The sequence below is a fragment of the Lichenibacterium minor genome (assembly GCF_004137685.1).
Classification (GTDB): Bacteria; Pseudomonadota; Alphaproteobacteria; order Rhizobiales; family Beijerinckiaceae; genus Lichenihabitans; species Lichenihabitans minor.
This window is the reverse complement of record NZ_QYBB01000075.1, coordinates 1-10,466: the sequence shown is the minus strand read 5'-3', so window position 1 is coordinate 10,466 and position 10,466 is coordinate 1. Positions and strand designations below refer to the sequence as shown.

Here is a 10,466-nt window from a genome sequence, read left to right as displayed (position 1 = left end):
CCCATTGCGCGGACACGTCCGCCGGACGCATCCGCCGTACGGTCGACGGCTTCGCTTGGTCGTTCGTTTGAGGATCATCACGGGAGACACGGATCCACGGCGCCTCTCCGCGATCGTCCGCTCCCGCTCGATCCGTTCCTGACAGCGGCCCTTCCGCTCGCCACCCACTTCTGCTGTACGGCTGAAGTCGACATTTAGGACGGTGGAGGCCAGTCAAGGCCAACTCCGAACCAGACATTCGCCGTTCAACTACGCGAGCTGTGATACGTCGATGGAGTGAGCTTCTGCCTTGGCTCGCTCATCCCATGTGCTCTGCACGAGGTCGACGGCGGTGCTGGAGCCCATCGTCGCCGACCTCGATTCCCTGCACCGTGTTCAAGCTCAACATGGCGTCGTTCGGTGCGAGCCGGCTGGGTACAAGAGACCTGTGAACTCGAGGTCGAGTCCAGCATCGTTCCGTCAGGTCCCGAACAATTCGCTGAAGAACGCCTGCATGCTGGCCCAGGAGCGCGCGTCCGCGCCCGCATCGTAGCGCACCATCTCGGGGCGATTCATGCGTCCGGCCGCTTTGTTGGTGAAACTGTGCACGACGCCACCGTAGACGTGAAGCTGCCAGTCCACCTTGCCGGCCCGCATCTCGTCTTCGAACGCCCGGCGTTCGTCGAAGGGGACGGAAGGGTCGTCGGCGCCGATGCAGGCCAGCACCTTGCCCTTGATGGCCACGGCGTCCTGAGGCCGCACCGTGAGCAGGCCGGAGTGGAACCCGACCACGCCCGCCACGTCGGCGCCGCTACGCGCGAGTTCGAGAGCCATGGTGCCGCCGAAGCAGAAGCCGATGGCGCCGATCCGGGCTGCATCCACTCTGGGCTGCTTGAGCAGGACATCGAGGCCGCCGTGGGCGCGGGCGCGGGTGCCCGTCGGGTCGGCGCGCATCGGTCCGATCAGGCCCATGACGGTCCCGAGATCCTCGATGACTTCACCCCGGCCGTGCAGGTCGCAGGCCAGCGCGACATAGCCGAGCCCCGCCAGGCGCTCCGCCCGCGACTTCGCATGCTCGCCGAGCCCGAAAGCTTCCGGAAACACGAGGACGCCCGGACGCGGTGCCGTCGAGCTGTCGTCGTGATAGAGCTGGCCCATCATCGACAGGCCATCGGCCACGTATTCGACTGTTTCGTTTCTGATCACTTTGAGCTCCTGCGTTGGATCGTCGGCGACGGCCCAAAGGGGGCGGGTCGCTTCGCGAGTTTCGCCAGCGTCGCCACTTCCATGACCCGTGACCGCTCTGGCGAGCGTTTCAGGATGCGGGCTCGGCGAGCGCCCGGTCGAGGGCGGCCAGGAGGCGCGGGTCGTCGGCGGCGATGTCGGGCGAAAACCGGCCCATCACCCGCCCGTCCCGGGCGACAAGGAACTTCTCGAAGTTCCACAGCACTTCCGCGCCGTCGCGGCCCGCCAGGCCATGGCTCGCCAGTCGCTCGCGCAGCGCCTCGGCACCCACCGCCTGCGGCACCGCCTCCGTGAGGGCGCGGTAGAGGGGATGGATCGCGTCGCCCTTGACGCTGATCTTTCCGAAGAGGGGGAAGGTGACGTCATAGGTCAGCGAGCAAAAGGCCGCGATCTCCTCGTCTGATCCTGGTTCCTGCCCGCGGAAGTCATTGGCGGGAAAGCCGAGAACCTCCAGGCCCGCCATCCTTCTGTCTCGATACAGCGCTTCGAGCCCCGCATATTGCACCGTCAGCCCGCAGCGGGATGCGACGTTGACGATCAGCAGGACGTGGCCCCTGTGGCGCGCGAGGCTGTCCTGCAACCCGTCCATGCGGATCAAAGGGATATCGCCGATCGCGGTCGGCCGGTCGGTCGCAGCCCCGCTCACACGAGGGACCCGCCGCCGTCGACGACGATCACCTGGCCGGTGCCGTAGCTCTGCCGCATGAGGTAGAGGTAGCTTTCGGCGACCTCGGCGGCTTCGCCGGTGTGGCCCACCGGCAGGTGGGCGGCGGCACCGGCATAGAGGCCCTCGCGGTCGGCCTCTGCCATCCCGGCCCAGAGCGGCGTCTTGACGAGGCCCGGCGCGACCGCGTTGACCCGGAGCGGCGCGAGCTCTATCGCCAGGGCGCGGGTGAGGCCCTCGACGGCCGAGCAGACGCTGGCTCCGAGCGACCAGCCGGAACGCGGCCGCCGCCCCGCCGTGCCGGTCGTGAAGGTGATGGAGCCGCCAGGACGGAGGTGCGGGCTGCCGAACTTGGCGGCCGTGAAGGCGCCCCAGTAGCGCAGCGCGAAGAAGCGCTGCGCGGCGGCGATGTCCGTGTCGGCGAGGCTGCCGAGCATCAGCGTCTCGCCGGCCGTGAAGACGAGGTGGTCGAAGGCGCCGATGCTGGCGAACAGCGCTTCCACGGCTGCGGCGTCCGTGAGGTCGAGCGCGTGGCCCTCGGCGTTCGCCGGCAGCATCGCCAGTGCCTCGTCGACCCGCGCCCGGCGGCTCGACGCGATCACAACCGTGGTCCCCTCGCGCGCCGCCGCCTGAGCAGTCGCCAGGCCGATGCCGGAGCTGCCGCCCAGCACCACGATCCTCTTTCCATCCAGGCTCATGTCGATCTCCCCGTCGGTGTCAGAACCGAATCACGATCTTGCCGAAATGCGTGGCGCCTTCGAGGTGGCGCCACGCGTCGCGCGCCCGCTCGAACGGGAACGTGCTGTCGATGACGGGGCGCATCCCGTGCAGCGCGATGGCGCGGTTCATCGCCTCGAACATCTCGCGCGAGCCGACATAGACGCCCCGCAGCCCGACGCGGCGGAACAGGATCGCCGTGGGGTCGACCTCGCTCCTGCCGGTCAGCACGCCGATGATGCCGATGCTGCCGCCGACGCGCGCCGCCCGGATCGAGCGCGCCAGCGTGCCGGCGCCGCCCACCTCCACCACGTGGTCGACGCCGAGCCCGCCCGTGAGGCGGAGCACCTCGTCCTGCCACTCGGGCATGGTGCGGTAGTTGATCGCCGCGTCGAGGCCCAGGCCCCGCGCGCGCTCCAGCTTCTCGTCCGACGAGGAGGTGCCGATCACCCGCGCGCCCATCATGGCGGCGAACTGCAGCGCGAAGATCGACACGCCGCCGGTGCCCTGCACCAGCACCGTGTTGCCCGCCGTCACGTCGCCGACGTGGCGCAGCGAATGCCACGCCGTCACGGCCGCGCAGGGCAGCGTCGCCGCCTCCTCGAAGGACAGGTGCTCGGGGATCGAGACCAGGCCCGTCTCGTGCAGCACCACGGAGTCGGACAGCACGCCGTCGAGCGTGCCGCCCAGCGCCCCCGCGGTGTTGGCCTCGGTGAGGCCGCCGCCGAGCCAGCTCTGGCAAAAGATCGGGCAGACCCGGTCGCCCGCCTTGAACAGCGTCGTGCCGGGGCCGACCGCCTCCACCTCGCCGGCGCCGTCCGACAGCGGCACGAGGCCGCGGCGCGGCGGGCCGCCGTAGGTGCCCTTCACGGTCATCAGGTCGCGGTAGTTCAGCGAGGCCGCCCGCATGCGGACCAACACCTGGCCGGGGCCGGGCACGGGCTTCTCGACCTCGACCACGTCGAGGCCGTCGATGACGGCATCGGGCCGGGCGATCCGGATCTGTCTCATCGTCTGGCTCTCCATGGAGGTCGGTGTCGCGGCGTCAGCGGTGGACGGCCTGCATCTGAGCCGCAGGATAGCGGGTGCCGGCCGCGGCGCCGGGCGGCAGGGCGCGGTCGAGCCGGGCGAGGTCGTCTGGCGTGAGGGCCACGTCGAGCGCCCCGAGGTTCTCCTCGAGGTAGGTCCGCCGCTTGGTGCCGGGGATCGGCACGATGTCGTCGCCCTGGGCCAGCACCCAGGCCAGCGCCACCTGCGAGGTGGCGCAGCCCTTGTCGCGCGCCACCTCGGCGATGGCGTCGACGAGCGCGAGGTTGCGGTCGAAGTTCTCGCCCTGGAAGCGCGGCGCGGTGCGGCGGTAGTCGCCCTCCGCCACGTCCTCCGGCTTGCGGAACTGCCCGGTGAGGAAACCGCGGCCGAGCGGGCTGTATGGCACGAAGCCGATGCCGAGCTCGCGCAGCACGGCCAGGATCCCGTCCTCGGGGTCGCGGGTCCAGAGCGAATATTCGGTCTGCAGCGCCGTGATGGGGTGCACCGCATGGGCGCGCCGGATCGTGTCGGGCGCGGCCTCGGACAGGCCGAGATACTTGACCTTGCCGGCCTTCACGAGGTCCGCCATGGCGCCGACCGTGTCCTCGATCGGCACCGTGGGGTCGACGCGGTGCTGGTAGTAGAGGTCGATGACGTCGAGGCCCGAGCGCTTCAGGCTCGCGTCGCAGGCCTGGCGCACGTAGTCGGGCCGGCCGTCGACGCCCTTGAAGCTGCCGTCCGGGTTGCGGACGTTGCCGAACTTGGTGGCCACCACCACCCATTCGGAGCGCTCGCGCACGGCGCGGCCGACCAGCTCCTCGTTGCGCCCGATGCCGTAAGCGTCGGCGGTGTCGAGGAAATTCACCCCGAGGTCGAGGGCGCGGTGGATCGTGGCGAGCGATTCCGCGTCGTCCCGCCCGGCGTAGAAATCCGACATGCCCATGCAGCCGAGGCCGAGGGCGGAAACTTCGAGCCCCTGGGTTCCGAGCTTGCGCGTCTTCATGGCCGTCTCCGTTCTGTGGGGGGCGCCGACGCGGTCGGCGCCCCCGGGTGGACCTTCACCTGGATCGGGGCCGCGGGAGGGCGGCCTCCGTCACGCCGCGGCGGCGGCGCCCTTCAGCGACGCCATGTCGATGACGAAGCGGTATTTCACGTCGCCCTTGGCGAGACGCGCATAGGCGCCCTCGATCTCGCCCATGGGGATCGTTTCGCAATCGGCCAGCACGCCCCGCGCGGCGCAGAAGTCGAGCAGCTCCTGGGTTTCGGGGAGGCCGCCGATGATCGAGCCCGCCAGCGTCTTGCGGCGATACGCCAGCGCGCTGCCGGGGAAGGGCTTCAGGGGATCGAGAGCGCCCACCAGCACCTGCGCGCCGTCGAGCTTCACCAGCGCCATGTAGGGCGCGACGTCGTGGCTGACCGGGATGGTGTTCAGCACGAAGTCGAAATATTCGGCGTGTTTCGCCATGGCGTCGGCGTCGGTGGACAGCAGGAACTTGTGGGCGCCCAGCGCCGCGGCGTCCCGCTCCTTCTCGGGCGACGTGGTGATCATCGTCACCTCGGCGCCCATCGCGGCGGCGAGCTTCACGCCCATGTGGCCGAGGCCGCCGAGTCCCACGATGCCGACCTTCTGGCCGGGGCCGACCTTCCAGTGGCGCAGCGGCGAATAGGTGGTGATGCCGGCGCAGAGCAGCGGGGCGACGCGGGCCAGGTCGAGCCCCTCGGGCACCCGCAGCACGAAGTCCTCGGTGACGACGATCCGGTCCGAATAGCCGCCGAGCGTGGGCTCGCCGGTCTCCCTGTCCTTGCCGTTGTAGGTCGTCACCATGCGGGTATTGCAATATTGCTCCAGCCCGGCCCGGCAGGACGAGCAGTCGCGGCAGCTGTCGACGAGGCAGCCCACGGCGGCGAGGTCGCCGGCCTTGAAGCGCGACACCTCGGCCCCGACGGCGCTCACCCGGCCGACGATCTCGTGGCCCGGCACGCAGGGGTAGACGGTGCGGCCCCAGTCGTTGCGGACGTAATGCAGGTCGGAGTGGCACACGCCGCAGAAGGCGATGTCGATGGCGACGTCGCGCGGGCGCAGGTCGCGGCGCGTGAAGGAGAAGGGCGCCATGGGCGTGGCGGCGTCCGCGGCGGCGAAGCCGATGCATTGGAACATGGAGGAGCTTCCCGGTGGGGGTTTCGCCGCCAGGGTGGCATCCCCTTCGACATCGCACTAGAGGGGGCAATGGCGATGGGTCATGAAGGGGAGCTTCACGATGCAGATCGGGCGCAGCGAACTCGGCGAACTCAGCTTCTTCGCCGTCGTGGCGCGGCATCGCAGCTTCAAGGCGGCCGGGCGCGAGCTCGGCGTCTCGGCCTCGGCACTCAGCCAAACGCTGCGGTCGCTCGAGGAGCGCTTCGGCATCCGCCTCCTCAACCGCACCACGCGGGCCGTGGTGCCGACGGAGGCCGGGCAGGAACTGCTGGAGAAGCTGGAGCCGGCGCTGCGGGGCATCGCCGAAGCCGTGGCGGCGGTGCGCGACCGCGGCGGCGAAGCGAGCGGGACGCTGCGCCTCAACGTCACCGGCACGGCGGCGCGCCTCGTCTGCGCGCCCCTGGTGGGCGCCTTCCTGGCGCGCCACCCCCGCGTGCGCCTGGAGATCGTCACGGAGGACCGCATGGTCGACATCGTGGCGGGCGGCTTCGACGCCGGCATCCGCTTCGGCGACACGGTCCCGCGCGACATGGCGGCGCTGCGCATCGGCTTCGCGCACCGCTTCGCGGTGGTGGGCTCGCCGGCCTATTTCGCCGCGACGCCCCGGCCCGCCACACCGGCCGACCTCGCCCGGCACCGCTGCATCCGCTGGGCCTTCACGGATGGCGGCTACATGCGGTGGCGCTTCGAGAAGGGCGACGAGGCGGTCGAGATCGACGTCGACGGCCCGCTGGCGGCGAACGAGACGGAGGTCATCCGGCAGGCGGCGCTCGACGGCGTCGGCCTCGCCTACCAGCTCGAACAGCACCTCGCGGCGCCGATCCTCGATGGACGGCTCGTCCGCGTGCTGGAGGATTGGTGCCCGCCGCGCCCCGGCTTCTCGCTCTACTATCCGCGGCAGCGCCAGGTGCCGGCGGCGCTGCGGGCCTTCATCGATGTCGCGCGCGACGCCGGATGACCCGCGACGCGAGCGGGGTCAGACGCGGGGCAGCCCGTCCTCGGTGATGGCCTCGACGATCACCTGCGCGGTTCCGGCCGGGACCGTGCCGGTCAGGCGCATCGTCGTCCAGTCGCCGCGCAGGTACCAGCCGATCGCCGCCAGCGCCGTGAGGACGTTGGTGACGGGGAAGGACCACCACAGCCCCGCGGTGCCGAGCACCTGCGGGCGCGACAGCACGTAGGCCAGCGGGAACTGCAGGACCCACTGAGACACGAGCGCCAGCACCATCGCGGCCACCATGGTGCCGGCCGCCCGGAACGTCGACACGACGGTGAGCTGGAGGGCGATGAAGCCCCAGGCGGGCGCCATGATGCGGATGAAGCGCCCGCCCTCGGCCACGACGGCGGGATCGCCCGACACGAAGAAGCCCACGATGGCGGGAGCGGCGGCCGCCGCCGCGATTCCCACCAGGGTCAGGACCATGAAGCCCAGCGCGCCGGCGAGCCGGGTGGTCCGCGCCGCGCGCTCGACCTGGCCCGCCCCGATGCTCTGCCCGACGAGCGCCGCCGCCGCGGTCGACAGGCCGAGCGCCGGGATGGTGACGACCTGGAGCACGTTCGCGCCGATGCCGTAGGCGGCGAGCGTGACGGTGCCGAAGCTCGTCACAAGGAACGACAGGACGATGAGGCCGACCGCCCGCGCCGACAGCTCGATCGAGGCCGGGAAGCCGAGCCGGAACGCGCGCCGGATATAGGCGAGGTCGGGCTTCAGCCCCGCCGGCGTGACGCGGATGCCATAGGTGCCCCGCCACAGCAGGACGATGGCGGCCAGCGTGGCGAGGCCCTGCGTGCCCAACGTCGCCAGCGCGGCCCCCATGACGCCGAAGGCCGGCACGGGCCCCCAACCGAAGATGAGCAGCGGGTCCAGGGCGAAGTTCAACACCACCGTGCCGGCCACGATGACCAGCGGCGCCACGGCCCGCCCGACGCCGCGCATCAGGGCCTGGAACATGGCGAAGGCGAAGACGAAGATCAGCCCGACGAAGGACACCCGCAGGAAGCCCAGGGCTTCGGCGTAGACCTCGGGCGCGACGCCGATGGCCTTGAGGATCAGCGGCGCCAGGGCGACGCCGACGGACCCCAGCACCACGGAGGTGCCGACCACCATGATCATGGTCTGGGCCGCCACATGGTCGACCATGGCCTGGTCGCGGGCACCGGCGTATTGCGCCGTCAGGGTGGCGCCCGCGACCGCGAGGCCGCCGCCGAGCGCGATCATCAGGAAGGTCACGGGGAAGCTCACCGATACGGCCGCGACCGCCGCGGCGCCGAGGCGCCCGACCCAGAAGGCGTCGGTGATCTGGTAGCCGGTCTGCAGCAGGTTCGCGAGGACGATGGGGACCGCCAGCCTGAGCAAGGGGCGAAGGACGGAGGGCTCGGAAGGTTCAAGGGCCAAGGTCATGCAGGGCGACGGTTTCCGGACTGAAGGGATGATGCAGCGCGATCTCCGGTGCGGTCGCCGTGCTCCCGCCCCCGACACGACGGTTCCAGGCCGGATCGTCGCCGGCGTCGCTGTCTTGCGGGGACGCGAGCGGCCTCGGTCGGGCGACCGTCGAAATCCCGAACCGCTTCGGCGACATCGAGAGTGCGATGGGCTCGCGCACCGGCCGGAACGGGCCGTGTCTGCGGGGCGGAGGCCCGGGGCGCGAGCGCCCGCCGTCGGCCTGGGACCGGCATCTAGCCCCGCACGCGATCGGAGGTCGTGGAGGACGCCGACGGCGTTTCCCGCCGGCCCCGGCACAACCCCGATATGCCGTTGAGGAAGAGCGAGACCGCCGCCTCGACACGCCGCTCGATCTCCTCCGCGTCGGTCTCGATCCCCAGCATGGCGAGGCGGCTGAGGCGTCCCAGCACCAGGGCGAGAAACAGGTCGGCCGCCAAGTTGCTGTCGTCGACCGTGATCTGCCCATCGATCACGAATCGGTCGATCACGGCCGCCACGGCTGCGCTCGAACGTTGCCAGCCTTCGCGTTGGACCATGCGGGCCAGATCCGGGAACCGCAGCGCCTGTGCGGTGACGATCCGATTGATCGCGATGGCTTCGGGGGCAATGGCAGCGTCCACCATACGGCGCCCCATCGCGACCAGCACGTCTTCGACGCGAGCCCCCGACGGCAGCGAGTCCGGCGCGCTGACCGCGAGCCACCGGTCGATTTGACGCTGGAACACCGCGGCGAAGAGCGCGGCTTTGTCGCGGTAGCGCGCGTAGAGCGTCGCCTTGCCGACGCTGGCCGCTTCCGCCACGGCGTCGATGGTCGTGGCGTCGAAGCCGCGCTCCATGAACATGGCGGCCGCGATCTCCACCAGCCGCGCGTCGCGCCGCACTGCTTCCTCCTGCGACGGGCGACCGCCCGAGCCGCGTCGGGCCTTCTTCGGGTTGAGGGTGGCCACAGCGGACTGCGGTTCTTCGAGGTCGAGCGTCATGCCGCGATGATATTCCTTGCGTTAACCAGTCGGTGCCATCATAACAGAACGATACTGTTTTGTTCAATTGGGCTATCGACAGATGGACGGTATCTCCTCGGATCGCCAGAGCTTCGATCGGGCGGATCGCGATGCTCCGGACGAGGGTGAGACGGCGGATCGGCGGGACGATGAGGCTTTGGCGCGCAGCGCCTCGCCCGACCCCGTGCCGGCACCGCTCGACAAGCTGCCTGAAACCCCGACCTCGCCCCAGCGGGCAGCCGCACCTCAGCCTGGCTTACCCGCGGCACCCCTGCCTGCGCCGGTCGCGCTGACGACTCAGCCGCCGCGCAAGGGCGGCACCAAGAAGCTGGTGCTCGCCGCCGTGCTGCTCGCCGGCATCGGCTACGGCGGCCACACCGGCTGGCACTGGTGGACGGTCGGACGCTTCCAGGAGACGACCGACAACGCCTTCCTGCAGGCCGACAAGGTGACGGTGTCGCCCCGCATCGCGGGCTTCGTCACCGCGGTGGCGGTCGGCGACAACCAGCCGGTCCGCGCCGGCGACGTCGTCGCCACGATCGACGACTGCGACGCCCGCATCCAGGTCGAGGGTGCCCGAGCGGAACTGGAGAAGGCGCGCGCGCAGGTCGAAGGCTATCACGCCGCGGTGGTGCAGCAGGCCGCCACCGTGGCCTCCGCCCAGGCCGACATCGTCAACGCCGAAGCCGGCCTCGCCTTCTCGGTGCAGGAAGCCAAGCGCTACGCCGACCTCCTCACCGCGGGCGCCGGCACGTCGCAACGTGCCCAGCAGACGGATGCCGACCTGCGCCAGCACCGGGCGACGCTCGACAAGGACAGGGCGGCGCTCGACGCCGCGCAGAAGCAGGTCCACACCTACGAGGCGCTGGCCGCCAGTGCGGTCGCGGGCGTCGCGTCGGCGCAGGCCAAGCTCGATGGCGCGGAACTCAACCTCGGCTACACGACGATCCGCGCCCCGGTCGACGGCGTGGTGGGCGACCGCTCGGTGCGGGTCGGCCAGATGGTGGGGGCGGGCACGGGGCTGCTGACCGTGGTGCCGATGGGCCGCGACATCTACCTCGTCGCCAACTTCAAGGAGACGCAGCTCGGCGACATGGCGGTCGGCCAGCCGGTGGAGTTCACCGTGGATGCCTTCGGCGACCACGCGTTCCGCGGCACCGTCGACAGCTTCTCGCCCGGCACGGGGGCGCA

10 protein-coding genes are annotated in these 10,466 nt (G+C 70.9%); 2 read left to right on the top strand and 8 right to left on the bottom strand.

What is annotated here, in order from left to right:
* Nucleotides 1-459: 459 nt before the first annotated feature.
* The 6 genes from D3273_RS26060 to D3273_RS26035 form a co-directional block, all read right to left on the bottom strand.
* Nucleotides 460-1,158, bottom strand: coding sequence for a dienelactone hydrolase family protein (locus D3273_RS26060; RefSeq protein WP_207210910.1), 699 nt, complete (start codon nucleotides 1,156-1,158; stop codon nucleotides 460-462).
* Between the two features lie 136 nt (nucleotides 1,159-1,294).
* Nucleotides 1,295-1,813: a glutathione peroxidase gene (locus tag D3273_RS26055; RefSeq protein ID WP_129229876.1), complete on the bottom strand. Its 519-nt coding sequence runs from the start codon at nucleotides 1,811-1,813 to the stop codon at nucleotides 1,295-1,297.
* A gap of 53 nt (nucleotides 1,814-1,866) precedes the next feature.
* On the bottom strand, nucleotides 1,867-2,586 hold the full coding sequence (locus D3273_RS26050) for an SDR family oxidoreductase (RefSeq protein WP_129229875.1): 720 nt from the start codon (nucleotides 2,584-2,586) through the stop codon (nucleotides 1,867-1,869).
* A 19-nt stretch (nucleotides 2,587-2,605) separates the two neighbouring features.
* Nucleotides 2,606-3,616, bottom strand: a complete 1,011-nt coding sequence (locus tag D3273_RS26045; protein ID WP_129229874.1) for a zinc-dependent alcohol dehydrogenase family protein — start codon at nucleotides 3,614-3,616, stop codon at nucleotides 2,606-2,608.
* Nucleotides 3,617-3,650: 34 nt separating this feature from the next.
* Complete coding sequence (locus D3273_RS26040) at nucleotides 3,651-4,637, bottom strand: aldo/keto reductase (protein ID WP_129229873.1); 987 nt, start codon at nucleotides 4,635-4,637, stop codon at nucleotides 3,651-3,653.
* Between the two features lie 90 nt (nucleotides 4,638-4,727).
* A complete protein-coding gene (locus tag D3273_RS26035) occupies nucleotides 4,728-5,792 on the bottom strand; it encodes an NAD(P)-dependent alcohol dehydrogenase (RefSeq protein ID WP_129221845.1) in 1,065 nt (354 codons plus the stop codon).
* An 82-nt stretch (nucleotides 5,793-5,874) separates the two neighbouring features.
* Between D3273_RS26035 and D3273_RS26030 the strand changes: the two genes are divergently transcribed.
* Nucleotides 5,875-6,789, top strand: coding sequence for a LysR family transcriptional regulator (locus D3273_RS26030; RefSeq protein WP_342634290.1), 915 nt, complete (start codon nucleotides 5,875-5,877; stop codon nucleotides 6,787-6,789).
* A gap of 18 nt (nucleotides 6,790-6,807) precedes the next feature.
* On the opposite strand, the gene D3273_RS26025 is transcribed toward D3273_RS26030, so the two are convergent.
* Together D3273_RS26025 and D3273_RS26020 are read right to left on the bottom strand one after the other, a co-directional pair.
* Nucleotides 6,808-8,232, bottom strand: a complete 1,425-nt coding sequence (locus tag D3273_RS26025) for an MATE family efflux transporter (RefSeq protein WP_129229872.1) — start codon at nucleotides 8,230-8,232, stop codon at nucleotides 6,808-6,810.
* Between the two features lie 275 nt (nucleotides 8,233-8,507).
* Nucleotides 8,508-9,254 carry a TetR/AcrR family transcriptional regulator gene (locus tag D3273_RS26020; RefSeq protein ID WP_129229871.1) on the bottom strand — a complete coding sequence of 249 codons (747 nt, stop codon included), beginning with the start codon at nucleotides 9,252-9,254 and terminating at the stop codon, nucleotides 8,508-8,510.
* 178 nt (nucleotides 9,255-9,432) lie between these two features.
* Here D3273_RS26020 and D3273_RS26015 point away from each other — a divergent pair.
* The coding region (locus D3273_RS26015) for an HlyD family secretion protein (protein ID WP_245501399.1) at nucleotides 9,433-10,466 on the top strand (1,034 nt) is incomplete at its 3' end.

What these genes read in the sequence shown, in the direction of transcription:
- D3273_RS26045 (WP_129229874.1), bottom strand. Translation starts at nt 3,616, where the DNA reads ATGAGACAGATCCGGATCGCCCGGCCCGATGCCGTCATCGACGGCCTC.
- D3273_RS26040 (WP_129229873.1), bottom strand. Translation starts at nt 4,637, where the DNA reads ATGAAGACGCGCAAGCTCGGAACCCAGGGGCTCGAAGTTTCCGCCCTC.
- D3273_RS26035 (WP_129221845.1), bottom strand. Translation starts at nt 5,792, where the DNA reads ATGTTCCAATGCATCGGCTTCGCCGCCGCGGACGCCGCCACGCCCATG.
- D3273_RS26050 (WP_129229875.1), bottom strand. Translation starts at nt 2,586, where the DNA reads ATGAGCCTGGATGGAAAGAGGATCGTGGTGCTGGGCGGCAGCTCCGGC.
- D3273_RS26055 (WP_129229876.1), bottom strand. Translation starts at nt 1,813, where the DNA reads ATGGACGGGTTGCAGGACAGCCTCGCGCGCCACAGGGGCCACGTCCTG.
- D3273_RS26020 (WP_129229871.1), bottom strand. Translation starts at nt 9,254, where the DNA reads ATGACGCTCGACCTCGAAGAACCGCAGTCCGCTGTGGCCACCCTCAAC.
- D3273_RS26030 (WP_342634290.1), top strand. Translation starts at nt 5,875, where the DNA reads ATGAAGGGGAGCTTCACGATGCAGATCGGGCGCAGCGAACTCGGCGAA.
- D3273_RS26025 (WP_129229872.1), bottom strand. Translation starts at nt 8,232, where the DNA reads ATGACCTTGGCCCTTGAACCTTCCGAGCCCTCCGTCCTTCGCCCCTTG.